Here is a 24532-nt window from a genome sequence, read left to right on the forward strand (position 1 = left end):
GAGGAACGTCTAATTGGGCGCATCCCCACGTTCCGCACCCTCTACGACTCCTACAACCTTTTATGAAAGAGTAAGAGGAAAGCATGAGGGAAAGAGAGTGACGACCGGCAAGTTCCTGACAACGCTAGCGGGGACACGATTTCCGACGCCGCCGATCTGGCTGATGCGGCAGGCTGGACGCTATCTGCCGGAATACCGCGCCATCCGTGCGACGACCCGGTCCTTTCTCGAATTCTGCTATACGCCCGACAAGGCCGTCGAGGTCACCTTGCAGCCCATTCGCCGTTTCGCTCTGGATGCGGCGATCATCTTCTCCGACATCCTGGTCGTGCCGGATGCGCTGGGCCAGAAAGTGTGGTTCGCCGAGGGAGAGGGACCGAAGCTCGAGGCGCTGACCGACCCGGTCCAGTTCGGCAAACTGTCACGTGGCCGGCTGCCGGAGCATCTCGATCCCGTCTACCGCGCGATTCGCGAGGTCCGGAAGGCTCTGCCGACGGAGACCGCGCTGCTGGGCTTCGCCGGCGCACCGTTTACCCTCGCCTGCTACATGATCGAAGGAGGTGGCAGCCGCGACTTTGCCCGGACCAAGGGCTGGGCCTATCGGCATCCCGATTCGTTCGGTCTTCTGATCGACCTGTTGGTCGATGCAGTCGTCGATCATCTTGCGCTCCAGGTCGAGGCGGGCGCCGACGCCGTGCAGCTCTTCGATTCCTGGGCGGGTGTGCTACCGGAAGAGCAGCTCTTCGGCTGGTCGCTGGAGCCAATGGTGCGAATCGCTCACGGTCTGAGGGCGCGTCATCCCAAGGTGCCGATCATCGCCTTTCCCCGGGGAGTGGGGCCCGCCGCGCTGATGTACCGCCGACCCGATGCCTTCACCGCGCTGTCGATCGACACCGGTATCGGCGCCCACTGGGCAGCGAAGGAATTGCAGCCGCACATCTGCATCCAGGGCAATCTCGATCCGCAGATGCTGGTCGTCGGCGGATCGGCTCTCGAGCGCGAGGCCAGGCGTATCCTCGACAAGCTCGGTCACGGTTCCTTCGTGTTCAATCTCGGTCATGGCGTCGTGCCCGAGACGCCGCCAGACCATGTCGCGCAGCTGGTCGAGACCGTGCGGTCCTGGATGCCGTCGTGAAGGTCGCCGTCGTTCTGTTCAACCTCGGCGGGCCGGATTCTCTCGATGCGGTTCGGCCGTTCCTGCGCAATCTGTTCAGTGATCCCGCCATTCTCGGGTTGCCGGCATGGATACGCCTGCCGCTGGCACGGTTCATCGCCTGGCGCCGGACGCCGAAAGCGAGGAAGATCTACGCGCAGATCGGCGGAGGTTCGCCGATCCTCGGCCAGACCGAGGCCCAGGCCCGCGCGCTCGAGGAGGCGCTGGGCCGCGACCATCGATGGCGGGCGTTCGTCTGCATGCGGTACTGGCATCCGATGACCGACGAGGTCGTGCAGCAGGTCCGCCAGTTCGCGCCCGACCGCATCGTCTTGTTGCCGCTCTACCCGCAATTCTCGACCACGACCACCGCGTCGTCCTTCGCCGCGTGGAAGGCCTCGATCGGTCGCCTCGACGCGACGACGCGCGAGATTCGGTCCTATCCGACGGATGCCGGTTTCATCGCCGCCTCGGTCGACCTCGTGAAACAGGGTCTGGCAGCAGCGGGGAGCGGCCCGCGGCGCGTGCTGTTCTCCGCCCACGGGCTTCCGGAGAAGGTGATCAGGGCGGGCGATCCCTACCAGAAGCAGGTCGAGGAGACGGCGCAGGCCATCGTTGCCGGTCTCGGCGGCGTGGACCATGTCGTGTGCTATCAAAGCCGCGTCGGGCCGCTGAAATGGATCGGGCCGTCGACCGACGATGAAATTCGCCGCGCCGGGCGGGACAAGGTCGGGGTCGTGCTCTATCCCCTGTCGTTCGTGTCGGAACATTCGGAAACACTGGTCGAGCTCGACATCGAGTATCGGCATCTCGCCGAGCAGGCCGGCGTGACGACATATGTCCGCGTGCCCACGGTCGGCACGCATCCGGCATTCATCCGCGGCCTCGCCGATCTGGTGCGGGCGGCCTGATGGCCTACGAGATCCTGAAGGCGTTGCACGTCGTCGCCGTCATCGCCTGGATGGCGGGCCTGCTCTACCTGCCCCGGCTCTTCGTCTACCACGCCGATGCCGAGAAGGGCTCGGTCCAGAGCGAGACCTTCAAGGTGATGGAGCGCCGGCTGCTGCGCGGCATCATGAACCCGGCGATGATCCTGGTCTGGATCTTCGGCCTGGCGCTCGCCTGGCAGGGCGAATGGTGGCATGTCGGCTGGTGGCAGGCGAAGTTCGGCCTGGCGATCGGCCTCACCGCCGTCCATCACCTCTACGGCCGATGGCGCAAGGATTTCGAGGCAGACCGAAACGCCAGACCAGCCAACTATTATCGCTGGTGGAACGAGGTGCCGACCGTGCTCATGATCGCTATCGTGTTCCTCGTGGTGCTGAAACCGTTCTAGTGGAAGGCCAATGAACGTCGAGCTGAAAACCGCCGAGTGGAAGGACCAGATCTTCGAGGTCTTCCAGGATCACGACATCAGGCAGGTCTTCCATGTGCCCGACGCCGGCCATTCCCGGCTGATCGAGCTCTGCCAGAAGTCGAACTCGATCCGCACCCTGGCGCTGACCACCGAAGAGGAGGGCATTCCGCTCGCCGCCGGCGCGTGGCTGGGCGGCCAGCGCGCGGTGCTGCTGATGCAGAGCTCGGGCGTCGGCAACACCATCAACCTGATGGGCATGACCAGGACGCTGCGCTTTCCGTTCCTGACCCTGATCACCATGCGCGGCGACTATGGCGAGTTCAATTCCTGGCAGTACCCCATGGGGCAGGCGACGCCCAGGGTGCTCGAGGCGATGGGCGTGCTGCTCTATTCGGTCGACAGGCCCGACGAGGTGAAGGCGACCGTCGACGCCGCCGCACGCTCGGCCTTCAACGGCGGTCAGGCGGTCGCCGTGCTGCTGCGCCAGAAGCTGCTCGGCATCAAGGCGTTCGGAAAGAAATAGCGCGGGAAGAAGCAGGATGAACAAGGCAACCTTGCAGCGCCGGCCGCTGGTCAAGAAAATCCTCGAGGGCGCCGACGACGATCTGCTGGTGATCGCCGGCCTCGGTTCGTCGAACTGGGACGTCACGGACGCGGGCGACCGGCCGCTCAACATGCCGCTGTGGGGCTCGATGGGTGCGCCGGTGCCGATGGGCCTCGGCCTCGCCATGGCGCAGCCCAAGAAACGCGTGCTGGTGATCACCGGCGACGGCGACATGCTGATGAGCCTGGGCTCGCTCGCCACCGTGGCGTCGCAGCAGCCGGACAATCTCGCCATCGTCGTGCTCGACAACGAGAAGTTCGGCGAAACCGGCAATCAGGCGACCCACACCAGCCCGCGCAACGCCGGCCCGACCGACTCGGGCGCCGGCGCCGACCTCGCCATGATCGCCAGGGGCTGCGGCATCGCCGACAGCGCCACCGTGCGCGAGGCCGGCGAGGTGGCGCGGCTCGTCGGCGACGTCCGCACCGCAAAGGGGCCGGTCTTCCGGCTCGTCAAGGTGATGGTCGAGAAGCTCGAGTTCGTCATGCCGCCGCAGGACGGCGCCCATCTCAAGGACCGTTTCCGCCAGGCACTGCTGGGGCACCCATGACCGCCTATGCGCCCTTTCCCCTGATCGACCTCCGGGGCGGTCCGCGCGAGCGCGGGCGCAGCCATGGCAAGGCGGTCCCCGGGCGCATCGGGCGCGGCATCAAGATGTATGCCGAGTCGCTTCTGAAGAACGGTGTCGATTGGAGAGAACTGGAGCGCCGGGCCGACGCCATGGTGCCGATGATCGAGACGTTCGATCCGGCCTACGTCGAGGAGATGCGCGGCATCGCCGAGGGATCGGGCGAGCCGTTCGCCGGCGTGGTGCTGATGAACGCGCGCACCGAGATGGTGGTCGGTGCCCGCAAGGAGGCCGAGCGTTCGACTCCCGACGGCTGCACCGCGGCGCTGGCGCTGCCCGAGGCGAGCGCCGACGGCGTGCTGCTGCACGGCCAGAACTGGGACTGGCGTGCCGAATGCGCCGAGACGGGCGTGGTGCTGCGCATCCGCCGCGACGACGGGCCGGACATCCTGACCTTCACCGAGGCGGGAGGATTGGCGCGCTCGGGCCTCAATTCGGCCGGCATCGGCTTGACGGCGAACGCGCTCGAATGCGACCGCGACTATCGGCGCGGCCCGGGCGTGCCGTTGCCCTTCATCCGCCGCAAGGTGCTGGAGAGCGGCTACCTCGCCGAGGCGGTGCGCACCGTCTTCTCGACGCCCCGACTCGGTTCGAACCACATGGCGGTGAGCCATTGCGGGGGCGAGGCCTTCGGCTTCGAATGCGCGCCCGACGAGACCTTCTGGCTGGCGCCCGATCGCGGTCTCTACGTGCACGCCAATCACTGGATCTCCGACGTCGCGCGGGCCAAGGTGACGGATACCGGTCTTGCCGAGACGCCCTGCTCGATCTATCGCGACAAGCGCGTGCGCAACCGGCTTTCGTCCGCGCGCGGCAAGCTCACGCTGGAAGACCTGCGGCAGGCCTTCTTCGACGACTACGCTTCGCCGTGGTCGGTGTGCCGCCCGCCGCGCCCCAACAATCGCGGCGCGATGGTCGCGACGACGGCGATGATCCTGATGCGGCCGGGCGAGGGCCATCTCGAGGCCTGCCCGATGCCGGCGCTCAACCGCCAGTTCACGACCTACAGCCTGACACCGGACCGCAGCGCGCAAAGGCAGGCGGCGGAGTGACGGTGGAAGACGGTCGTCGAGAAGAGGAGTGGTGATGCCCAAGGAGAGTCCGGCCGCCGAGTTCCGCGGCCGCATCTACGGCGACATCACCGAGACCATGGGCGCCACGCCGCTCGTGCGCCTCAACCGCCTGCCGGCGCGCGACGGCATCAAGGCCGAAATCCTCGCCAAGCTCGAATTCTTCAATCCGATGTCGTCGGTCAAGGATCGCATCGGCGTGGCGATGATCGATGCCGCCGAGAAGGCCGGCAAGATCAAGCCCGGCGTCTCGACGATCATCGAGCCGACGTCGGGCAATACCGGCATCGGGCTCGCCTTCGTCGCCGCCGCGCGCGGCTACAAGGTGATCTTCACGATGCCCGATTCGATGTCGATCGAGCGACGCAAGATGCTGCGCTTCCTGGGCGCGCGGCTGGAACTCACGCCGCGCGAGAAAGGCATGAAGGGCTCGATCGCGCGCGCCGAGGAACTCCTGAAGGAAGTGCCCGACAGCTTCATGCCGCAGCAGTTCCAGAATCCGGCCAACCCGGCCGTGCACGTGCGCACCACGGCCGAGGAGATCCTGAAGGATACTGGCGGCAAGCTCGATGTCTTCGTGGCCGGCGTCGGCACCGGCGGCACGGTCACCGGCGTCGGCCACGTCCTGAAGCAGCGCCTGCCGTCGGCCAGGGTCGTCGCCGTCGAGCCCGAAGCGAGCCCCGTGCTCTCGGGCGGACAGCACTCGCCGCATCCCATCCAGGGCATCGGCGCGGGCTTCGTGCCCGACGTCCTCGACCGCAAGGTGATCGACGAGGTGGTCAAGGTGGCCAATGCCGACGCCTTCAGGAACGCCCGCGACATGGCCGCGATGGAAGGCATTCCCATCGGCATTTCCGGCGGCGCGGCGATTGCGGCTGCGCTGGCGGTCGGAGCGCGGCCGGAGAACGCCGGCAAGCGTGTGATCGTGATCGTGCCCGATTTCGCCGAGCGCTATCTCTCGACGGCGCTGTTCGAGGGCCTCGATTAGCCCGGATACCAGCCGGGCTTCCGCTTCTCCCTGAAGCTCGCCAGGCCCTCGGTCGCCTCGTCCTGCTGGCGCGTGCGGGCGTGCTCGTCGATCAGGTCGCGCAGCTCGCCGTCATCGACGAAGGCGCGTGCCGACGCAAGCGAGCGCAGCTTGGTCGCCGTCGTGGCGCGCGGCGCGTTCATCAGCACCGCCTCGACGATCTTGGTGCCGGCTTCCTCGAGGCCGCCGGTCGGGCAGACCTCGTGCACCAGCCCCAGCCGTCGCGCTTCCTCGGCGCCGAAGCGCTCGCCGGTCAGCGCATAGCGCCGCGCCTGGCGCAGGCCCATCGCCTGGCAGAGCTGCGGCAGGATGATGCCGGCCATCAGGCCCCAGCGCGTCTCGGCGATGGAGAAGATCGCGTCCTCGCTCGCCACCACGACGTCGCAGGCCGCCGCGATGCCGGTGCCGCCGCCGAAGCAGCCGCCCTGGATCAGGGCCAGTGTCGGCACCGGACAGGTGTCGAGACGGCGGATCGCCTCGGCCGTCAGCCGGCTCACCGCCTCGTTCTCCTGCGGCGACTGCTTGGCGACGGCGCTGATCCAGGCGAGATCGGCGCCGGCCTGGAAGTGCCTGCCGCGCCCGCGCAGCACGACGATCCGCAAATTGCGTTCGCGGCCCAGCGCATCCATTGCCACATGCAGGCCGGCGATGAGGTCACCGTTGTAGGCGTTGTTGACCTGCGGCCGGTTGAGCGTGACCGAGGCGACGCCGCGCCGGTCGATCTCCCACAGGACGGTGTCGTTCACCTCAGTCGGCCTTGAGATAGCTGTCCTTGAGCGCGATCTTGCCGTCGCGCACCTCGTAGAGATCGATGCCATAGCGGTCGAACGGCTTGCCGTCGGCGTCGATGCCGGTGACGCGGAAGGTGCCGAACAGCTTGTCGCCCGCGCGATGGATGCGCGCTTCCGAGTAGCGCGCCTCGCGATGCGCCCGGCTCTTGTCGGCGAAGTGGCGCCGGAGGCCTTCCTTGCCCTTCAGCACGCGGCCGGACGGCGCGCCTCCGGCGCTGAGACGCCACTCGAAGTCGTCGGTGACGCAGGCGGCGATCTCCTCGACATCGGCCTTGTTGAAGGCCTTGCCGAAACGGCGGAACAGGTCGTCTATGGCGTCGGGCATGGGTCCTCTCTGGTTGCCGCCACTATAGCTCCCAGGGCGGCGGCGAAAACTTCTCGATGACGAAATTGACGAAGGCCGTCACCTTTGGGGCGAGGTGCCGCCGATGCGGATACACCGCATGAATCGGCACGGGTTCCTCGGCCGAGAATTCCTCCAGCAGCGGGATGAGCTCGCCGCGCCTGATCGAATCGGCGACCGTGAGGCGGGTCAGCCGTACGATCCCCAGGCCCTGCAGCGCCAGCCGCATCTGGGCCTCGCCCTCGTTGACGGTGATGCGCCCGCCGACCTCGATCTCGCGGATCTGTCCGTCGACGCGGAACGCCCATCGATTGAGGTAGAGCCGTTCGCGGTTGATGCATTCGTGGCGTGTCAGCTCCTCGGGCCGCCGGGGCATGCCGCGCCGGGCGATGTAGCTCGGCGCGGCGCAGATCAGCCGGATGTCGTCGCCGATCTTGCGCGCCATGAAGCTGGTGTCTGGCATCCTGCCGACCCGGATGGCGACGTCGATTCCTTCCTCGACCAGATCGACCACGCGATCGGTCGGGATCAGCTCGAGTTGGACCGCCGGGTAGCTCTCGAGGAACTCGCCGATGATGGGCGCCAGACGATGGGTTGAAAACGCGAGCGAGGTCGTGACGCGCAAGGGCCCGTGGGGCGTTCCGCGCTGGTCGCTGATCTCCGATTCGAGCTGCTCGATCTCGCCGACGATGCGCCGTGCCGCGGCATAGAACACCTGGCCTTCGGCGGTCAGATGGATCGCGCGGGTGGTCCGCTGCAGCAGGCGCACGCCGAGCCGGGTCTCGAGCCGGGTCACCAGCTTGCTGACGGCCGACGGCGTCAGCCCGAGCGACGGTGCGGCCGCCGAGAAGCCCTTGGCATCGACGACCCTGACGAAGGCCGCCATTTCGCTCGCATGTTCGATCACGCTCTATTAGTGAACAAAATTCACAGGTGTGCGTCAATAGCAATGGATTAAAAAGCGGCATGCGCGGAATTAAGTAACTTTCAATCATTGGAGGTTCTCATGCACGCGACTCGTTCACCCTCGCTCGATCTGGCTCGCGACGCCGCGGTCCGCCGCGCTCACCAGTTGCGCAGCGCGGCGATGGCCGATCTCGTCCGCAATGTCGCCCGCTGGGTGTCCCGCGCCGCCCGGTAAATCGGGCGGACGTCGGCTCTTCGGGTGCGATAGCGGGAGGAGGCGCGATCTCGGCGCCTTCTTCAGGAAGCTCCGCGGCACGCTCGACCGTCTGTCGCCGGGCGATCGCCTCCGGATGACGCGCTTCGCAGGCGGCATGCATCCGTCGCTTCGATCTGTATCGCGTGCGGCGGGCGAGCCCGGTCGGCCGGTGACAATTCCGTGAGCTTGGTGGCCGGGCACAACACCGCCGCAGATCGGTTCCAACCTTCCGCGAGGCGCAGGCCATAGCGTTGGGTTGTTCATGAATATCGCGTATGCGTACGAGTATCGTGCCGACGACATCACCGTCAGGTCCGGCCATCCCTACTTCATGCTCGGTCAGCTCGAGAAGAGAGCCGGCGTGTCGCGCCTCTTTCCGCTCGACCGGCGGATTCGCGCCGCCTTCGCGCCCCGGTTTCTGTTGCACCGATTGCGCGGCCGGACCTACCACCCCGATCGCGAGCCATTCCTGCTGAAGTCCTTCGCGACTCAGGTCGAGAGCAGGTTGGCGGACGCCGACGTCCTGTTCTCGCCCAGTTCCACGGCGACTTGCTTCGTCGATGCTGGCCTGCCCAAGGTCTTCTCCGCCGACGCCACTTTCGCCAATGTCGTGGAAGCCTACGACGAGTACCGCAATTGCGCCGCTACCTACCTCCGACAGGCGCATGCCCAGGAGGCACGCGCCCTGGCGACGTGCGCGGCGGCGGTCTATCCGTCGCACTTCGCCGCGCGCAGCGCCATCGAGGACTACGGCGCCGATCCCGCCAAGGTGCATGTGCTGCCCTACGGCGCCAACATCAGCGTGCCCTCGCTCCACGCCGTCGAGGCGGCGATTGCCTCGCGGGCGCTCGATCCGTTGCGTGTCCTGTTCGTCGGCCGCGAATGGCATCGCAAGGGCGGCGACATCGTCGTGGCGGCCTGCGAGGTCGCCCGTCGCCGGGGCCAGCGCCTGACGCTCGACATCGTCGGTATCGGCACGGTTCCCCAGGAATTGCCGGCCTTTGCGCGAAGCCACGGCCCGCTCCGCAAGAGCGACCCCGCCCAAAGTCGCCGGCTGGAGTGGCTGCTGGCCGAATCCGACCTGCTGTTCATGCCGTCGCGCGTCGAGAATTACGGGATAGCGTTCAGCGAGGCGGCGGCCTATGGCATCCCGTCGCTGAGCTGCGCCGTCGGCGGCATTCCCACCGTCGTGCGAGCCGGAATGTCCGGCTACCTGTTGCCGCCCGACAGTCCGCCGGAAGCATATGCCGACGTGTTGAGCGACTGCGTGTCGGATCGCGCCCGGTATGTGGCGCTCTGTCGGTCGGCTCGACGATTCCACGATCGCGAACTCGCCTGGGACCGCTTCGGCGAGAATCTCATCGAGATTCTGAATGCCGCGAGACGTTGAGACTCACGTCAGGTCGCGCGGCAGCTCGATATCCTTCCTGCGCCACTTGAACCGCAGCTCCGCGAGTCCGACGGAGATCACGTAGAACACCGGGGTAAAGACGAGGCCGAACAGCGTGACGCCGAGCATGCCGGAGAATACCGCCGTGCCCAGCGACTGGCGCATCTCGGCGCCCGCTCCCGTGCTCAGCACCAAGGGTACCACGCCGAGGATGAAGGCAAGCGAGGTCATCAGGATCGGCCGCAGCCGCGTGCGGGCCGCGGAGACGGCGGCATCGTAACGGCTCATGCCGGCTTCGTGCGCCTGCTTGGCGAATTCGACGATCAGGATTGCGTTCTTCGCCGCGAGACCGACCAGCACCACCAGGCCGATCTCGACCAGGATGTTGCGATCCAGGCCGCGCAGGTTGACCCCGATCATGGCGGCCAGGATGCACATCGGCACGATCAGGATGACGGCGAGCGGCAGCAGCCAGCTTTCGTAGAGCGCCGCGAGCAGGAGGAAGACGAAGACGACGGCAAGGCCGAAGGCGATCACGGCCGTGTCGCCGGCCAGCTTCTCCTGAAGCGCGATCTCGGTCCATTCGAAGCCGAAGCCGGAGGGCAGGACCCTTTCCGTCAGGCTCTCCATGGCGGCGATGCCCTGGCCGGACGAAAACCCGCGCTGAAGTGCGACCTGCACTTCGGCGGCGGGGTATAGATTGTAGCGCGCCACGCGATAGGGGCCTGTGGTGTCGCTGAAAGTGGCGACGGATCCGATCGGCACCATCTCGCCGCTGACGCTGCGCGTCTTGAGATTGGCGACGTCGCGCAGGGTGAGCCGGTAGGGATTGTCGGCCTGGGCGGTCACGCGATAGGTGCGGCCGAGCAGGTTGAAGTCGTTGACGTAGCCCGAGCCCATGTAGACCGACAGCGTCTCGAACACGCGCGCGATCGGTACACCGAGCTGCTCCGCCTTGGTGCGGTCGATCTCGGCCCAGATCTGTGGCGTGCGCGTGCTGAACAAGGTGAACGCCTGGGTGAGGCCCGGCGTCTGCCCCGCCGCGCCCGCCAGCGCCCAGGTGGCGCCTTCCAGCGCCGGCAGGCCGCGCGCCGCGCGATCCTGCACGTAGCCCTTGAGGCCGCCGCCGGTGCCGATGCCCGGCACGGAGGGCGGCTCGAGCACGAACACGAAGGCTTCCCGCAGGGAGAACATCTTGCCGCGCAGCTCGGCCAGGATGCCGTCGGTTCCGAGGCCCTGCCTCAGCCTTTCCTCGAAGGGCCTCAAGGTCACGAAGATGACGCCGGTATTGGGTGCGTTGGTGAAGGTCGCGCCGTCGAAGCCGACGAAGGCCACGGCGTCCTTCACGCCGGGGGTCGAGAGGATCATGTCCGAAGCCTGGCGCACCAGCTTGTCGGCGCGTTCCAGGGTCGAGCCGGGCGGCAATTGCATCGCCGCGATCAGGTAGGACCGGTCGAGCTGCGGGATCAGGCCGGTCGGAGTCGCCACGAGGCGCTGGCCGGCCAGGAAGACCAGACCGCCATAGATCGCCAGCACGATCAGAGACATGCGGATCAGACGCGCCGTGGCGCGGCCATAGAAGTCGGACAGCGCCTCGAAGCCGCGATTGAACTGGCGAAAGAACCAGCGCACCGGCGCGAACAGCCGGTCGGCCGCCGTCGGCCGGACGTGCTCCACCGGAGACAAGGCATGGGTCTTCAGCAGCACGGCGGCCATTGCCGGCGACAGGGTCAGGGACACGAAGGCCGATATCGCCGTCGAGGCCGCAATGGTGATGGCGAACTGCTTGTAGAACGAGCCCTGCAGGCCGGTGATGAAGGCGGTCGGCAGGAACACGGCGATCAGCACCAGCGAAATGGCGATCAGGGCGCCGCCGACCTCGTCCATCGTCCTGTGCGCGGCCTCCTTGGGCGACATGCCCTGCGTCAGGTAACGCTCGACGTTCTCGACCACGACGATGGCATCGTCGACCACGATGCCGATCGCCAATACCAGGCCGAACAGCGACAGGGTGTTGAACGAGACCCCGGCCGCCTCCATCACGGCGAACGCGCCGATCAGTGACACCGGGATGGCGAGCAGGGGGATGATCGCGGCCCGCCAGGTCTGCAGGAACAGGATCACCACGATCACGACCAGTACCAACGCCTCGAAGAGCGTATGGATCACCGCGTCGACCGACGCCTGGATGAACTCGGTCGGATTGTAGACGATGTCGTAGTCGACGCCCGGCGGGAAGGATCGCTTCAGCCCTTCCATCGCCCTGATCACGCCGTCGGACGTCGCGAGCGCGTTGGAGCCCGGCCGCTGGAAGATGCCGAGCGCCGTCGCCGTCTTGTTGTTGAGGTATGCGTTGAGCGTGTAGTCCTGCGCGCCCAGCTCGACGCGCGCCACGTCGCGCAAACGCGTCACCGAGCCGTTCGCCTCGGCACGCAGAACGATGTTGCCGAATTCCTCGACCGTGGTCAGGCGGCCAAGCGTCTGAACCGTCAGCGTGAACCCGCCGGGCGACACCGCCGGCGCCTGGTTGATGGCGCCGGCCGCCACCTGCAGGTTGGCGGCGCGCAGCGCCAGCATGACCTCGCCCGCCGTCATGTTGCGCGAGGCCACCCGCGCGGGATCGAGCCAGATCCGCATGGAATAGTCGCGCGCGCCGAACACGATGACGTTGCCGACGCCCTCGACCCGGCTCAGCACGTCCTTCACGTACAACGAGGCATAGTTGGAGATGTATTGCTGGTCGCGGCTGCCGTCCGGCGAGACCATGTGCACGACCATGATGAAGTCGGGCGAGGCCTTGCGCACGACGATGCCGAGACGCTGGACCTCCTCGGGCAGGCGCGGCTGGGCGACGGCGACGCGGTTCTGCACGAGCACTTGCGCCTGGTCGATGTCGACGCCGGGTTTGAACACGACGTTGATGGAGAGCCGCCCGTCGCCGGTCGATTGCGACTCGATATAGAGCATGTCGTCGACGCCGTTGACCTCGAGCTCGATCGGCGTGGCGACGGTTTGCGCGATTACTTCGGCCGAGGCGCCGGGATAGGTCGCGGTGATGTTGACCGTCGGCGGCGCGATCTCGGGATATTCGGTGACCGGCAGCGTGCGCTGGGCGATCACGCCGACGATCAGGATGATGAGCGACAGGACCGACGCGAAGATCGGCCGGTCGATGAAGAAGTGCGAGAAGCGCATGCGTTCAGCCGCCCGTGGCGGCGATATCGCCCTTTTGCGGCACCACCTTGGCGCCGGGCCTGACCATGGGATTGGCGAGCCCGTCCAACACCACCTTGTCGGTCGGGGCGAGGCCCTCGCGCACCACGCGCAGCCCTTCGACGATCGGCCCCAACGTCAGGGGCCTCGCCTGTACGACGCCGCCCTCGGCGATGACGAAGACGATCTTGCCCGCCTGGTCGGCGATTACGGCCGAATCGGGGATCAGCAGGGCGTCGTACTCGCCGCCAAAGAGCTGGATGCGGGCGAACAGGCCCGGCGTCAGCAGACCCTGCTTGTTGTCGAGGATGGCGCGCGTGCGCAGCGTTCCCGAGCGTGCGGACAGTGCGTTGTCGGTGAAGTCGACCTTGCCCGTTCGATCCCACCCGGACTCATCGGCCAGGCGAATGCGCACCGGGACGGCGCCGTCGGGCATGCCGCCCGCTGCCGCCAGGCGCGTGTAGCGCAGGTGGTCGGCCTCGGAAACGTCGAACACGAAGTGGATGGGATCCATTTGCACGATGGTGGCGAGCAGCGTCGCGCCCTGCTGGCCGCCCTGGATCAGGTTGCCCGGATCGACCTTGCGGTCGGACAGACGACCGGTCAGGGGGGCCGTCACCTCCGTCCATTCGAGGTTGAGCTGTGCATTGCGCAAGCCGGCCTCTGCCGCCTTGAGCTGGGCGCGCGCGATGTCGAGATTGGCCCTGCGCTGGTCGTATTCCTGGTCGGTGATCGTGCGTGACTTGATGAGCGAGGCGCCGCGCTCGACCGTTGTTTCGGTGAGTTCGACTTGCGCCTTCGTGCGGGCCACTTCGGCCGCCGCCTGCTCGACGGCGATCTCATACGGACGCTTGTCGATGGTGAACAGCGGGTCACCCGCCTTCACCCACTGACCATCCCTGAAATGCTGCTTGTCGATGAAGCCCGAAACACGGGCGCGCACCTCGACGACGGCGACCGCCTCGAACTTGCCCGAGTACTCGTCCCACTGGGTGACCCGTTTGGCGAGTGGTTCCGATACGGTGACGGGCATGGCTGGCGGCCCGCCCTGGGCCCAGCCCCCCGAAGCCATTGAAAGGCCGACAAATACCGCCCCGGCCAGAACCGTCAGACGACCCGCCACTTGTGACACCCTCGATCGTTTGCGCTGCAACAGGCATGTGGTTGCACTGCACCAGACTTTCAATTGCATCTCGGACAGTCGCCGGGCGTCTCGAGCAAGACGATTCGTATGGCCATGCATTAGTGTCCTTCGCTCGGGAATTGTGGCGTCGGCATCCGCCTGACTCGGTCGTCCCGGATAGGTGATGGGCGCGACCGGCTGTAGAGTGCGGACATGCTCTCGGCGGGCTTTGTTGCATTGGATTGGCACAAGGGGTTGAGGCGCCCGAGGGCGCGTCCTGCTATTTCCCGCGTCTTTGTCGGGGCACTTCGGAGCTGCCACGACATCTGCAGCCGGGAGTTTCCGGCGCGGCGGCGCGATGCCTATGCCGGCAGGCCCACTCGAACGGCAGGCTGGGTGAGGGCATGAAGATCGGCGTGCTCCAGTTCTTCAGCTGGCCCGGGCGGCATGGCCCTCTGGACGATGTCTACCGCAGGGCACTGGAGCGTATCGAGATCATGGACAGGGGCGGCTTCGATGCGGTCTGGCTGGCGGAGCATCATTTCACCACCTTCAGCGTCTGCCCGTCGGTGCACATGCTTGGCACGCTTGCCGCGGCGCGTACCAAGCGATTGCGCATCGGCACTGCCGTCTCGCTCGCCGCGCTCTACCACCCGCTGCGTCTGGCGGAGGAAGTGGCGCTGCTCGATGTCTTGTCGAACGGCCGCGTCAATTGGGGCGCGGGCCGAGGCTTCGCGCCCAGCGAGTTCGCGGCGTTCGGCGTGCCGCCGTCGGAGAGCGCGGAGCGCTTTCGCGAGGCCGTCGACATCGTCCTGAAGGCGTGGACGGCGGAGCGCCTCGATTTCAGCGGCAAGCATTTTGCCTTCGAAGGCATCGAGGTTCTGCCGAAACCGCTGCAACGGCCTCACCCACCCGTATGGATGGCGGCGACGTCCGAGTCCGCGATCGATTGGGCGGCAAGCCGCGGCTTTTCCATTCTGATGGATCCGCATGCCTCGATGACGGAGCTCGGCGCCAAGCGCCGGCGATATGCCGAGCGATTGACGGCGGCCGGCTTCTCGGATGTCGGGCGCGACATCCCGATGGCGCGGCTGGTCGCGCTGGCGCCGACGATGGGGGAGGCGCGCGAGGTGGCGCGGCGCGGCGCGCGGTGGCTCGTCGACGCCTATGCCGGCCCGCAGCACCAGAAGGCGCTGCAGACGACGCGCAGCTACGGCGGCAAGGATCCCGTCGACCACTACGTCGACGACGTCATTCTCCACGGCACGCCGCAGGCCGTGATCGATCGCATCGCCGCCCTCGAGGAAGAGATCGGTCTGAACTACCTGATGTGCGCGCCGCTCAGCCGGGAAAGCTTTCGCTTGCTCGCCGATCAAGTGGTGCCGCGGCTGTGAAGCCCGTCGTCATCGTCAATCCGGCGGCGAACAAAGGGGGTGCGGCGCGGCGCTGGCCGGCCATCGAAGCGGAGCTTCGCGCGCGCGTCGGTCCGTTCGAGGCACGCTTCACTGCGGCGCCCGGCCATGCCACGGAACTCGCACGCGCCGCCCTGGCGCAGGGTGCGCGCCGGTTCGTGGCGGTGGGCGGCGACGGCACGGCGAACGAAACCCTGAACGGGCTGCTCGATCCGTCGGGCCGCCTGCTGGCGGAAGACGCGGTCCTGTGTCCCGTACCGGCCGGCACCGCCAACGAGCTCTGCCGGGCGCTGGACCTGTTGAAGCCGGCGCAGCGCGCCTACGATGCGGCGGCGAGCACGCGCGTGCGGGCCATGGACCTGATGCGCGTGCGATGTGTCGGGCTCGACGGCCGGCCGGTCGACCGCTTCGGCTATCTCATCGTCGCCATCGGCAGCGCCGCCACGATCAGCCATCGAACGTCGCGGTCACGCTGGCTGAAGAAGCTGGGGGAGATCGCCTATCTCCTGATGACGCCCGTCGTGACGCTGGGCTATCAGGAGCGCGATGTCACGATCTCCATCGACGACAAGGCGCCCGAACGGCGCCGCGTCTTCACCGCCTTGATCGGCAATACCGAGAACGGCGGCGGCGGCATGCGGCTGGTGCCCGGCGCCCGCTTCGACGACGGCATGCTCGACATGATCGAGGTCGGCGGCGTCTCGGCCGCGACGGTGCTGCTGTCGATCCTGCCCAAGGTCTATAGCGGCGATCATGTTCGCCATCCGCAGGTGGCGCTCAGTCGCGGTGCGCGCCGCCTCGCCTTCGACTCCGAGGTCGAGACGCTGGTCGATCTCGACGGCGAGACGGTCGGACGCCTGCCGCTCGAGGTTTCCGTCCTGCCGCAAGCCTTTCGAGTCGGGATCGCAAGCACATGAAGAAATTCGGCACTCCCTTCAAGCCGTCGTCCGTCAGGCTGCTGATGCTGGGCTCGGGCGAGCTCGGCAAGGAAGTCGTCATCGAGGCGATGAGGCTCGGCCTCGAGGTCATCGCCTGCGACCGCTACGCCAATGCGCCGGCCATGCTGGTCGCCAATCGCGCCCATGTCTTCGATATGCGCGACGGCGCGGCATTGCGACGGGTCATCGAGCGGGAGAAGCCGCATTTCATCGTGCCCGAGATCGAGGCGATCGCGACCGACACGCTGGTCGACCTCGAGAAGGAGGGATGGACCGTCATCCCGACCGCGCGGGCTGCGCGGCTGACGATGGACCGCCGCGGCATCCGCCAGCTGGCGGCCGAGAAGCTCAAACTGCCGACCTCGTCCTACCGCTTCGCCTCGAGCCTCGCGGAGCTGGAGCACGGGGCGAATGCCGTGGGCTTTCCCTGCTTCATCAAGCCCACCATGTCCTCGTCGGGCCACGGCCAGAGCGTGGCGCGCAAGCCTGCCGACCTCGCCCGGAGCTGGCGGCACGCCATGGAGGGCAGCCGGGCCGCGACCGGCATGGTGATCGTCGAGGGGGCGATCAAGTTCGACTACGAGATCACCCAGCTCACCATCCGGCACGCCAGGGGCTTCGCCTATTGCGAGCCGATCGGCCACATCCAGATCGACGGCGACTATCGCGAGAGCTGGCAACCCCATCCGATGTCGAAGAAGGCGCTCAGGCAGGCGCGCGACATCGCCCGCAAGGTGGTGAACGAGCTGTGCGGCCGCAAGGGTCGCGGCATCTTCGGCGTCGAGCTGTTCGTCAAGGGTGACCGGGTGTGGTTCTCCGAGCTGTCGCCCCGGCCGCACGACACGGGGCTCGTGACACTGGCGTCGCAGAACATGAGCGAGATGGAACTGCATGTGCGCGCCATCCTCGGCCTGCCGATCCCCGAGATCGCCTGCCGCCCGGGCGCCTCGGTACCCATCCTGGCGGAAGGCGATCTCGACGATCCGACCTACGTCGGCGTCGACAAGGCGCTGGCGGCTCCGGGGACGTCGGTGCGCCTCTTCGGCAAGCCCGAGGTGCGCGGCCATCGCCGCATGGCCGTGGTCACGGCGACGGGACGCACCGTGAAAGAGGCGCGCAGCAAGGCCCAGGTGGCGGCAAAGCGGATCAAGGTGCGTTGAGCGTAGCCCAGCTCCGCAACACCTCCACTGTCGGCTCGTCGGCCGGGAAGAAGCATTCGATCCGAAGTTCCTGTGCGGTGATATCGCGCGGCGTGCCGAGCGTGGCGATGGTGGTGATCAGCTTCAGTGCGACGTCGCCCTTGCGAAAGTGCATGGGCAGGATCGGTCCGCCCGTCTCTGTCAGTGCAGCGCTCAGCAATGGCCGCACGCCGTCGTAGGCGAGCAGCCGGTCGAGCAGCGCGGCCGTCTCGGCCTGGCCGTCGGCTGCCGCGTCGGCTTCGACGCTGCGGATGAAATAGCGCACGACCTCGGCCCAGTTCAGCAGATAGGGCCGCAGCACGTCGGGCGCGACCAGCGCGTCGGCGAGGTTGACCTTCGCGCCGGGCGCGAGCTTGCCGACCAGGAACTCGACCAGCCGCACCGCGCCATCGTTGGCCTCGAGGAGGTTCCAGCGACGGTCGACGACGACGGCGGGAAACGGCTCCTGCTGGGCGAGCATATGGTCCAGCGCGGTGCGCACGTCGGCCATTTCGGGCGCGGCGAGATCGGTCTCGTGCCATACCGGCGCGAAGCCGGCGGCGATCAGCAGCGCATTGTGCTGACGCAGCGGCACGTCGAGCGCCGCGGCGAGCCGCAGGACCATGTCGCGGCTGGCGGCGGCGCGGCCCAGTTCGAGGAAGCTGAGATGCCGCTGCGAGATCTCGGCGCGATGCGCGAGCTCGAGCTGCGACCATCCGCGTTTGCGTCGCCAGTCGCGAAGTCTCGACGGGAAGTCCATCTGTACCTGCCAGGTAGTTGCTGCAACGGCGCGCTCGCCGGACATTGACGCAATGAGCGAATGGATGGGAGTCCTGATCGCTGTGGCATCGAGCAGCCTCGGCGGCACCGCCGCTGCCGTGACGCGCTATCTGGTCGGCAACGCCGATCCGCTGACGCTCGCCATCCTGCGCTGGGGCATCGGCTTTCTGTGCGTGCTGCCGGTGGCGCTGCTGCTCGGCGTGAAGTGGCCGCAACGCCCGGACTGGCCCGGCGTGATCGCGCTCGGCGTCTGCTTCTTCGGCCTGTTCTTCATCCTCTACAACATCGCCATGGGCTACACGACGGCGGCGCGCGCCAGCCTCGCGCTATCGACCTTGCCGCTGCTGACCATGATCGTGGGCGCATTGCTCGGCTTGGAGAAGATGACGGGCCGCAAGATCGCCGGTGTCGCCATCGCCATGTCGGGTGTGCTGGCGGCCCTGGCGACCGGTCTTGGCGATGCGCCCGAGGGAGCGTGGCGCGGCGAGCTGATCATGACCGGCGCCGTGCTCTGCATGGCCTTCTACAATGTCTGGTCGCGGCCCTTCATCACGCGCTCGAGCGCCTTGGGCTTTCTTGCTCTCGGCATGGGGTCCGGCGCTGCCGTCCTGGCGATCGCCGGCCTGCTGACCGGCAGCGTCGCGGACCTTGCAGGCTTCGGGCCGGCGCAGTGGCTGGCCGGCCTCTATCTCGGCGTCGCTGGCGGCGCGCTCGCCTTCATTCTGTGGGTGATGGCGCTGCAGCGCGCCTCGCCGACGCGCGTCGCCAACGCCATGACGGTCAATCCGATTGCCGCGGCGCTGCTCGCCGCCCCTCTGGTGGGCGAGCCCATCACGCTCAACCTCGTGATCGGCCTGGTCGCCGTGTTCGCCGGGATCTGGATCGCGACGACGGAGAGTCGCGCACCGGCTAGTGCCGGAAGTGGCGCATCCCGGTGAAGACCATGGCGAGGCCCTTCTCGTCGGCGGCCTCGATCACTTCCTTGTCGCGCATCGAGCCGCCGGGCTGGATCACCGCCGTGGCGCCCGCCTCGGCCGCGGCGAGCAGGCCGTCGGCGAACGGGAAGAAGGCGTCGGAGGCGACGACGCTGCCGATCGCCGGGCTTTGCGCCAGCTTGGCGAGCTCGCCCGATTCGGCGGCGCGGATGGCGGCGATGCGCGAGCTGTCGCGCCGGTTCATCTGGCCGGCGCCGACGCCCACCGTGGCGCCGTCCTTGGCATAGACGATGGCGTTGCTCTTGACGTGCTTGCACACGGTGAAGGCGAACAGCATGTCGTCGATCTCTTTCGGCGTCGGCGCGCGCTTGGTGACGACCTTGAGATCCTCGCGGCGCACATGGCCGTTGTCGCGCGTCTGGAAAAGATAGCCGCCAGCCACGCTCCTCAAGGTCATGCCGGCCGTCCGCGGGTCGGGCAGAGTGCCGGCCAGCAGCACGCGCACGTTCTTCCTCTTGGCGAAGACTTCCAGCGCCTCGGGCGTGGCGTCGGGTGCGATCACGACCTCAAGGAAGAGCTTGGCGAGATCCTCGGCCGTTCGCGCCTCGAGCGTGGTGTTGACGGCGACGATGCCGCCGAAGATCGACACCGGATCGCAGGCATAGGCCTTGAGATAAGCGTCGTACTGGTCCTTGCCGATCGCCACGCCGCAGGGATTGGCGTGCTTGATGACGACGACCGCCGGCTGCTTGAACTCGGCGACGCACTCGTAGGCCGCCTCGGTGTCGCCGATGTTGTTGTAGGAGAGCTCCTTGCCCTGGACGACGCGCGCCGTGGCGACGCCCGGCCGCCTGCTGCCGTCACTGTAGAACGCCGCCTTCTGGTGCGGGTTCTCGCCGTAGCGCAGGGTCTGCACGCGCTCGGCGGCGATCGTGAGCCGCTCGGGGAAGGCGTCGCCCTGCTCTCGTGCTAGCCAGGTGGCGATCGCGGAATCGTAGGACGCGGTACGCGCATAGGCCTTGGCCGCGAGCTTGCGGCGCAGCGCGAGCGAGGTGGCGCCCTTGTTGGCCTCGAGCTCCGCCAGCACCGCGTCGTAGTCCGACGGATCGACGACGATGGTCACGAAATCGTGGTTCTTCGCCGAGGCGCGGATCAGGGCCGGGCCGCCGATGTCGATGTTCTCGACGCAGGTCGCGAAGTCGGCGCCGCGCGCCACGGTGGCCTCGAACGGATAGAGGTTCGACACGACGAGATCGATGGGCGCGATCTTGTGGTCGGCCAGCGCCTTGGCGTGGCCCGCATCGGTGCGCCGCGCCAGGATGCCACCGTGGATCGAGGGCTGCAGCGTCTTCACGCGGCCGTCCATGATCTCGGGGAAACCCGTGTGGTCGCTGACCTCGATCACCTCGACCCCCGCGTCGCGCAGGCTCTTGGCCGAGCCGCCGGTCGACAGGATCGCCACGCCGTGCGCCGCCAGCGCCTTGCCGAGCTCGACCAGGCCGGTCTTGTCCGAGACGGAGATCAGCGCCCGCTTGATCGGCGCCAGGTCGGGCGTGGGTGACGGGACATAGGTGGGGGCGACGGACATGGCCGGGTCTATAGACCCTGGCGTTGTGCGTTGTAAGCACCCACTTTCTAGACTATATAAAGTAATTCTAGAATTTGGCGGATAGCCATGGGTGTCAGCATCAAGAGCGCAGAGGCGGAGCGCAAGTTGCGCCGCGTTTCCCGGCTGCTCGGCAAGAGCATGACGGCGACGGTGCTCGAACTCGCCGACAGCAAGCTCAAGGAGCTCGACGCCGGGAAGGATCGAAGCCGGCGAATGAAGGCGATCGAGGCCGCCGTGAAGCGCATCAAGGCATTGCCGGTCCTTTCCATCGCAAGCGAAGACGAGATCCTGGGCTACAACGACAAGGGCCATTTCGATTGATCGTCGTCGATACGTCGGCACTTCTCGCGATTTCCTTCGAGGAGGAGGGCCACGCCGGTTTCATGGAAGCCGTCCTTTCGACCGACGACCCGAGACTGGGTGCACCGAACCTGGTTGAAGCGTCCATGGTTGTCGAAACGCGCCGAGGCGAGCGCGGATTGCGCGAGCTGGACACCATCGTCTCGAACCTCGGTCTTGCGATCGTGGCTTTCGACGCCAGCCATGTTGCCGCCGCTCGCGACGCGTTTCGCCGGTATGGCAGGGGCCGGCACCGCGCCGCCCTGAATTTCGGCGACTGCTGCGCCTACGCCTTGGCGAAGGTCCTGGGCCTGCCGTTGCTGTTCAAGGGCAAGGACTTCACGCTGACCGATATCAAGCGCGCCCTTTAGGCGACGGGACTCAGGAACGTTCGCTCCTCGGCCAGGATGAATTTCTGCTCCTCGGCCATTTTGAAGTTGGCGGCACCCTCGGAATCGCTCCTCAGCCGGGCACGATAGGCCTCGTAGGCCGCGAGGCTCTCGAAGGCGATCAGCCCCCAGGCGATGTTGTTGGTGCCCTCATGCGGCATCCAATAGCCCAATAGATTGCCGCCGCACCTGGGAATGATGGTGAGCCAGCGCTTCGCGTAGGCCTCGAAGGCGTCGCGCTTGAAGGGATCGAGCTGGTAACGGATGAAGACGGTGACGGTCATGGGCAACCTCCTGGGGTGCCAATCTGCCGATCCAGGCGGCGCCGTTGTTTCGGCTGGCGCCGAAGCTAGGCGTCGATGCCCTCCAGCACCCGCACCTTGAAGCCTTCGGCCTGCAGCGCCGCGACCAGCTCGCTGACATGGCCGCGGTCGCGGGTCTCGAGCGTGACGTCGAGTTCGGTGGCCTTGGCGACCACGCCGCCGAATAGCCGCTGGTGCTGGACCTCGACGATGTTGCCGCCCGCCTTGCCGATCACGCCGGCGACCCGACCGAGCTGGCCGGGCGCGTCGCCGATCATCAGCCTGAGCCGCACGATGCGGCCGTCGCGCACCAGGCCGCGCAGCAGCACCGACGCGAGCAGACGGGTGTCGATGTTGCCGCCGGTCAACACCAGCCCGACCTTGCGGCCCCTGAACAGGTCGGAGTAGCCAAGCATGGCGGCAAGTCCGGTCGCCCCGGCACCTTCGGCCACGGTTTTCTCGACCTCGAGGAAAAGCGAGATGGCACGCTCGATCGCCACCTCGTCGACCGAGACGACGCGGTCGAGCAACGCACGGGCGATGATGAGCGGCAGCTTGCCGATGTCGCGCACGGCGATGCCTTCGGCGATGGTGTCGCCGCCCGCGGTCACCGGCTCGTTGCCGAGCAGTTGGCGCATCGCCGAGTAGCCGGCAGCTTCGGCGCCGATCACCTTGAGGTCCGGCTTCAGGGCGCGCGCGGCGACGGCGCATCCGGCGATCATGCCGCCGCCACCGACCGGGACCACCAGCGTGTCGAGTTCGGGCACGTCCTGCAGCATCTCCAGCGCCGCGGTGCCCTGGCCCGCGATGATGCGCGGATCGTCGTAGGGATGGACGAAGACCAGTCGCTCGGCCTCGGCGATGCGATGGGCTTCGCCGGCGGACTCGGCCAGTGTGTCGCCGTGCAGCACGACGCGCGCGCCGTGGCTCCTGGTGTGCCTGACCTTAACGTTGGGCGTGAAGGCGGGCATCACGATGGTGGCGGGGATGCCGAGCCGGCCGGCGTGATAGGCCACGCCCTGCGCGTGGTTGCCGGCCGACATGGCGATCACGCCGCGTTTGCATTCGGCCTCGGAGAGCTGCAGCAGCGTGTTGAGCGCGCCGCGCTCCTTGAACGAGGCGGTGAACTGCAGGTTCTCGAACTTGACCCAGACCTCGGCCTGCACGATGCGCGACAGGGTCTCGCTCTTGAGACACGGCGTATGCACCACCGCGCCGCCGATCCGTGCAGCGGCCATGCGCACGTCTTCCAGCGTGACGGGCAAGGTCGTCATCAGGCCGCCAGCCGGCGGTCGATCCAGTCGCGGGTGCGGTACCAGGCGCCGATCATCGGCAGGAACCAGGGATCGCCGTTGTAGAGGGCGTGCTCGGGAAAATCACGACCGTCCAGCGGATTGATCGGGGCGTTGGTGCCGCCCGCGATCTTGCGGGCCGTCTGCGTGCCGAGATAGGTCATCATGGCAACGCCGTTGCCGTTGCAGGCGAGCAGGTAGTGCATGCCTTCGTCCAGACCCATGTGCGGCATGTAGTCGAGCGCGAAGGCGACGTTGCCTGTCCAGGCATGGGTGATGCGGATGCCCTCGAGCTGCGGAAAGCGGTCGATCATGTAGCGGTAGAGGGCGGGCGCGCTCACCTCGGGTGGCGCCGCGGTGAAGCGGGCACGACCGCCGAAGATCAGGCGCCTGCCATCGGGCGAGGGCCGGTAGTAGGTCAGCACCCGCTTGGTGTCGGCGATCGAGCGCAGCTCCGGGATGAGCTTGCTCGCATGCTCCGGAAGCTCTTCGGTGGCGATGATGTGGCTGGCCACGGGCACCACCCGGCGCTTGAGCCGGGGCGTGAGGTCGCCCGTGTAGCCGTTGGTGGCAACCACGACCTCGCGGGCCAGGACCGGCCCCTTCGTGGTGAGGACACGCCAGCCGTTTGCGGTTCTTTCGAAGCGCTCGGCCTCGACGCCCGCGCAGAGCACCGCGCCGGCGCGGTGGGCGGCCTCGAGCAGGCCCTTGTAGTAGAGCGCCGGGTGGAGATGGCCCGACCGCTCGGCATACATGCCGCCGAAGTAGTAGTCGGAGGCGATGTATTCGCGCTGACGTTCACGCGGCACCATCGCCGCGCCGGCGTCGGCGTACTTGTTGAACATCTCGACCTTGGCGGCCTGCTCGCGATAGTGCCTGGGCGTCCAGGCGCCGACGAAGCGGCCCTTGCGGATCAGGCCGCACTCGATCTTCTCGCGTGCGAGGATGTCCTCCAGGACGGAGAGCGAATCGGCGCCCGCACCGAGGAACTTGGCCTTGTCTCGTTCGAATTCCTCGGCTGCCTGGTTCTTGCCGCCGAGACCCTTGCCCATGTTGACGCCGCCCGAGATCATGCCGCCGTTGCGCGTCGAGGCGCCGACGCCGAAGTCGCCGCGTTCCAGCACGACGGCGTCGACGCCGCTGCGGCGCAGCTCGAGCGCGGTGGCGAGCCCGCCATAGCCCGAACCGACGATCGCCACGTCGGTCCGCGCCGGCGGCTCCTGGCTCAGCGCATTGTTGGGTGTCCACGCTTCCCACCACCAGGGCGCGGCCTTGAAGTCGCGGTGAAAGATCTCGCTGGGGCGCATCAGAAGTCGGTCACCTTGCCGTTGAATTGCCAGTCTCCGTAGCGGGTCGGCTCGGGGCCGGGCGGACCGCCGATCTCCTCGACCCTCTCGGAGGGTGCCGGCTTGGGGAATGCCGGTTTGGCGGCGGGCGGGGTGGCGCCGCCGTCCGCTGGCTCGGACGATGTGGGTTTCAAGGGGTCGACCATGGGCC

At 67.4% G+C, this 24532-nt stretch carries 25 protein-coding genes; 14 read left to right on the top strand and 11 right to left on the bottom strand.

Translation table 11 applies throughout. The annotated features are described in order from the left end of the window. Nucleotides 1-97: 97 nt before the first annotated feature. The 7 genes from hemE to cysK are packed head-to-tail and all read left to right on the top strand — an operon-like array spanning nt 98 to nt 5800. The gene (gene hemE, locus KIT25_23330; protein ID UYN94913.1) at nt 98-1135 is read left to right on the top strand and encodes a uroporphyrinogen decarboxylase; all 1038 of its coding nucleotides are present in this window, start codon (nt 98-100) and stop codon (nt 1133-1135) included. Beyond that, nucleotides 1120-2064, top strand: a complete 945-nt coding sequence (gene hemH, locus KIT25_23335; protein ID UYN98041.1) for a ferrochelatase — start codon at nt 1120-1122, stop codon at nt 2062-2064. Before hemE ends, hemH begins: the two co-directional genes overlap by 16 nt. Continuing rightward, a complete protein-coding gene (hemJ, locus tag KIT25_23340; GenBank protein UYN94914.1) occupies nt 2064-2489 on the top strand; it encodes a protoporphyrinogen oxidase HemJ in 426 nt (141 codons plus the stop codon). The genes hemH and hemJ overlap by 1 nt, the downstream gene beginning before the upstream one ends. A gap of 10 nt (nt 2490-2499) precedes the next feature. Then, nucleotides 2500-3033 carry a phosphonopyruvate decarboxylase gene (locus KIT25_23345; GenBank protein ID UYN94915.1) on the top strand — a complete coding sequence of 178 codons (534 nt, stop codon included), beginning with the start codon at nt 2500-2502 and terminating at the stop codon, nt 3031-3033. 16 nt (nt 3034-3049) lie between these two features. Beyond that, nucleotides 3050-3664, top strand: coding sequence for an aldehyde dehydrogenase (locus KIT25_23350; protein ID UYN94916.1), 615 nt, complete (start codon nt 3050-3052; stop codon nt 3662-3664). Continuing rightward, on the top strand, nt 3661-4794 hold the full coding sequence (locus tag KIT25_23355) for an acyl-CoA--6-aminopenicillanic acid acyltransferase (protein ID UYN94917.1): 1134 nt from the start codon (nt 3661-3663) through the stop codon (nt 4792-4794). The genes KIT25_23350 and KIT25_23355 overlap by 4 nt, the downstream gene beginning before the upstream one ends. A gap of 34 nt (nt 4795-4828) precedes the next feature. Further along, a complete protein-coding gene (gene cysK, locus KIT25_23360) occupies nt 4829-5800 on the top strand; it encodes a cysteine synthase A (protein UYN94918.1) in 972 nt (323 codons plus the stop codon). On the opposite strand, the gene KIT25_23365 is transcribed toward cysK, so the two are convergent. Genes KIT25_23365 through KIT25_23375 form a run of 3 tightly spaced genes read right to left on the bottom strand, consistent with a single transcriptional unit; the run spans nt 5797 to nt 7859 of the window. Beyond that, entirely contained in the window at nt 5797-6585 is a 789-nt protein-coding gene (locus KIT25_23365; GenBank protein ID UYN94919.1) for an enoyl-CoA hydratase/isomerase family protein, read from the bottom strand. The genes cysK and KIT25_23365 overlap by 4 nt on opposite strands. A 1-nt stretch (nt 6586) precedes the next feature. Further along, the gene (locus KIT25_23370) at nt 6587-6955 is read right to left on the bottom strand and encodes a nuclear transport factor 2 family protein (protein UYN94920.1); all 369 of its coding nucleotides are present in this window, start codon (nt 6953-6955) and stop codon (nt 6587-6589) included. A 22-nt stretch (nt 6956-6977) separates the two neighbouring features. After that, nucleotides 6978-7859 (bottom strand): LysR family transcriptional regulator, encoded by an 882-nt coding sequence (locus tag KIT25_23375; GenBank protein UYN94921.1) that lies wholly within the window; start codon nt 7857-7859, stop codon nt 6978-6980. Between the two features lie 538 nt (nt 7860-8397). Between KIT25_23375 and KIT25_23380 the strand changes: the two genes are divergently transcribed. Further along, nucleotides 8398-9525: a glycosyltransferase family 4 protein gene (locus tag KIT25_23380; GenBank protein ID UYN94922.1), complete on the top strand. Its 1128-nt coding sequence runs from the start codon at nt 8398-8400 to the stop codon at nt 9523-9525. Nucleotides 9526-9528: 3 nt separating this feature from the next. Here the strand turns inward: KIT25_23380 and KIT25_23385 are convergent, their stop codons facing one another. Beyond that, on the bottom strand, nt 9529-12720 hold the full coding sequence (locus KIT25_23385; GenBank protein ID UYN94923.1) for a multidrug efflux RND transporter permease subunit: 3192 nt from the start codon (nt 12718-12720) through the stop codon (nt 9529-9531). 4 nt (nt 12721-12724) lie between these two features. After that, entirely contained in the window at nt 12725-13771 is a 1047-nt protein-coding gene (locus KIT25_23390; protein ID UYN94924.1) for an efflux RND transporter periplasmic adaptor subunit, read from the bottom strand. Nucleotides 13772-14265: 494 nt separating this feature from the next. On the opposite strand from KIT25_23390, the gene KIT25_23395 reads away from it, so the two are divergent. The 3 genes from KIT25_23395 to purT are packed head-to-tail and all read left to right on the top strand — an operon-like array spanning nt 14266 to nt 17371. Beyond that, the gene (locus KIT25_23395; GenBank protein ID UYN94925.1) at nt 14266-15255 is read left to right on the top strand and encodes an LLM class flavin-dependent oxidoreductase; all 990 of its coding nucleotides are present in this window, start codon (nt 14266-14268) and stop codon (nt 15253-15255) included. Beyond that, complete coding sequence (locus KIT25_23400; GenBank protein ID UYN94926.1) at nt 15252-16190, top strand: diacylglycerol kinase family lipid kinase; 939 nt, start codon at nt 15252-15254, stop codon at nt 16188-16190. The genes KIT25_23395 and KIT25_23400 overlap by 4 nt, the downstream gene beginning before the upstream one ends. Next, complete coding sequence (gene purT / locus KIT25_23405) at nt 16187-17371, top strand: formate-dependent phosphoribosylglycinamide formyltransferase (protein ID UYN94927.1); 1185 nt, start codon at nt 16187-16189, stop codon at nt 17369-17371. The genes KIT25_23400 and purT overlap by 4 nt, the downstream gene beginning before the upstream one ends. Here the strand turns inward: purT and KIT25_23410 are convergent. Further along, nucleotides 17358-18149 (bottom strand): helix-turn-helix domain-containing protein, encoded by a 792-nt coding sequence (locus tag KIT25_23410; GenBank protein UYN98042.1) that lies wholly within the window; start codon nt 18147-18149, stop codon nt 17358-17360. The two genes, purT and KIT25_23410, sit on opposite strands and share 14 nt — an antisense overlap. A gap of 52 nt (nt 18150-18201) precedes the next feature. Between KIT25_23410 and KIT25_23415 the strand changes: the two genes are divergently transcribed. Next, nucleotides 18202-19107, top strand: a complete 906-nt coding sequence (locus KIT25_23415) for a DMT family transporter (protein ID UYN94928.1) — start codon at nt 18202-18204, stop codon at nt 19105-19107. Here the strand turns inward: KIT25_23415 and purH are convergent. After that, a complete protein-coding gene (gene purH, locus KIT25_23420; protein ID UYN94929.1) occupies nt 19079-20692 on the bottom strand; it encodes a bifunctional phosphoribosylaminoimidazolecarboxamide formyltransferase/IMP cyclohydrolase in 1614 nt (537 codons plus the stop codon). The genes KIT25_23415 and purH overlap by 29 nt on opposite strands. An 87-nt stretch (nt 20693-20779) precedes the next feature. Here purH and KIT25_23425 point away from each other — a divergent pair, with 87 nt between their 5' ends. Continuing rightward, on the top strand, nt 20780-21034 hold the full coding sequence (locus tag KIT25_23425; protein UYN94930.1) for a type II toxin-antitoxin system VapB family antitoxin: 255 nt from the start codon (nt 20780-20782) through the stop codon (nt 21032-21034). Continuing rightward, a complete protein-coding gene (locus KIT25_23430) occupies nt 21031-21423 on the top strand; it encodes a type II toxin-antitoxin system VapC family toxin (protein ID UYN94931.1) in 393 nt (130 codons plus the stop codon). Before KIT25_23425 ends, KIT25_23430 begins: the two co-directional genes overlap by 4 nt. Here KIT25_23430 and KIT25_23435 read toward each other — a convergent pair. The 4 genes from KIT25_23435 to KIT25_23450 form a co-directional block, all read right to left on the bottom strand. Further along, nucleotides 21420-21725, bottom strand: coding sequence for an NIPSNAP family protein (locus tag KIT25_23435; GenBank protein UYN94932.1), 306 nt, complete (start codon nt 21723-21725; stop codon nt 21420-21422). The two genes, KIT25_23430 and KIT25_23435, sit on opposite strands and share 4 nt — an antisense overlap. 65 nt (nt 21726-21790) lie before the next feature. Then, nucleotides 21791-23017, bottom strand: a complete 1227-nt coding sequence (locus tag KIT25_23440; GenBank protein UYN94933.1) for a threonine ammonia-lyase — start codon at nt 23015-23017, stop codon at nt 21791-21793. Beyond that, nucleotides 23017-24342, bottom strand: coding sequence for an FAD-binding oxidoreductase (locus tag KIT25_23445; protein ID UYN94934.1), 1326 nt, complete (start codon nt 24340-24342; stop codon nt 23017-23019). The genes KIT25_23440 and KIT25_23445 overlap by 1 nt, the downstream gene beginning before the upstream one ends. Then, nucleotides 24342-24527, bottom strand: coding sequence for a DUF1674 domain-containing protein (locus KIT25_23450; protein ID UYN94935.1), 186 nt, complete (start codon nt 24525-24527; stop codon nt 24342-24344). Before KIT25_23450 ends, KIT25_23445 begins: the two co-directional genes overlap by 1 nt. Nucleotides 24528-24532 lie beyond the last annotated feature (5 nt).

The organism is Enhydrobacter sp. (assembly GCA_025808875.1).
Lineage (GTDB): Bacteria > Pseudomonadota > Alphaproteobacteria > Reyranellales > Reyranellaceae > Reyranella.

Coding starts and splice junctions, on each gene's coding strand:
- hemJ (UYN94914.1), top strand. CDS start 2,064: ATGGCCTACGAGATCCTGAAGGCGTTGCACGTCGTCGCCGTCATCGCC.
- KIT25_23345 (UYN94915.1), top strand. CDS start 2,500: ATGAACGTCGAGCTGAAAACCGCCGAGTGGAAGGACCAGATCTTCGAG.
- KIT25_23350 (UYN94916.1), top strand. CDS start 3,050: ATGAACAAGGCAACCTTGCAGCGCCGGCCGCTGGTCAAGAAAATCCTC.
- KIT25_23355 (UYN94917.1), top strand. CDS start 3,661: ATGACCGCCTATGCGCCCTTTCCCCTGATCGACCTCCGGGGCGGTCCG.
- cysK (UYN94918.1), top strand. CDS start 4,829: ATGCCCAAGGAGAGTCCGGCCGCCGAGTTCCGCGGCCGCATCTACGGC.
- KIT25_23370 (UYN94920.1), bottom strand. CDS start 6,955: ATGCCCGACGCCATAGACGACCTGTTCCGCCGTTTCGGCAAGGCCTTC.
- KIT25_23375 (UYN94921.1), bottom strand. CDS start 7,859: ATGGCGGCCTTCGTCAGGGTCGTCGATGCCAAGGGCTTCTCGGCGGCC.
- KIT25_23380 (UYN94922.1), top strand. CDS start 8,398: ATGAATATCGCGTATGCGTACGAGTATCGTGCCGACGACATCACCGTC.
- KIT25_23385 (UYN94923.1), bottom strand. CDS start 12,720: ATGCGCTTCTCGCACTTCTTCATCGACCGGCCGATCTTCGCGTCGGTC.
- KIT25_23390 (UYN94924.1), bottom strand. CDS start 13,771: ATGCCCGTCACCGTATCGGAACCACTCGCCAAACGGGTCACCCAGTGG.
- KIT25_23395 (UYN94925.1), top strand. CDS start 14,266: ATGAAGATCGGCGTGCTCCAGTTCTTCAGCTGGCCCGGGCGGCATGGC.
- purT (UYN94927.1), top strand. CDS start 16,187: ATGAAGAAATTCGGCACTCCCTTCAAGCCGTCGTCCGTCAGGCTGCTG.
- KIT25_23410 (UYN98042.1), bottom strand. CDS start 18,149: ATGGACTTCCCGTCGAGACTTCGCGACTGGCGACGCAAACGCGGATGG.
- KIT25_23415 (UYN94928.1), top strand. CDS start 18,202: ATGAGCGAATGGATGGGAGTCCTGATCGCTGTGGCATCGAGCAGCCTC.
- purH (UYN94929.1), bottom strand. CDS start 20,692: ATGTCCGTCGCCCCCACCTATGTCCCGTCACCCACGCCCGACCTGGCG.
- KIT25_23425 (UYN94930.1), top strand. CDS start 20,780: ATGGGTGTCAGCATCAAGAGCGCAGAGGCGGAGCGCAAGTTGCGCCGC.
- KIT25_23435 (UYN94932.1), bottom strand. CDS start 21,725: ATGACCGTCACCGTCTTCATCCGTTACCAGCTCGATCCCTTCAAGCGC.
- KIT25_23440 (UYN94933.1), bottom strand. CDS start 23,017: ATGACGACCTTGCCCGTCACGCTGGAAGACGTGCGCATGGCCGCTGCA.
- KIT25_23445 (UYN94934.1), bottom strand. CDS start 24,342: ATGCGCCCCAGCGAGATCTTTCACCGCGACTTCAAGGCCGCGCCCTGG.
- KIT25_23450 (UYN94935.1), bottom strand. CDS start 24,527: ATGGTCGACCCCTTGAAACCCACATCGTCCGAGCCAGCGGACGGCGGC.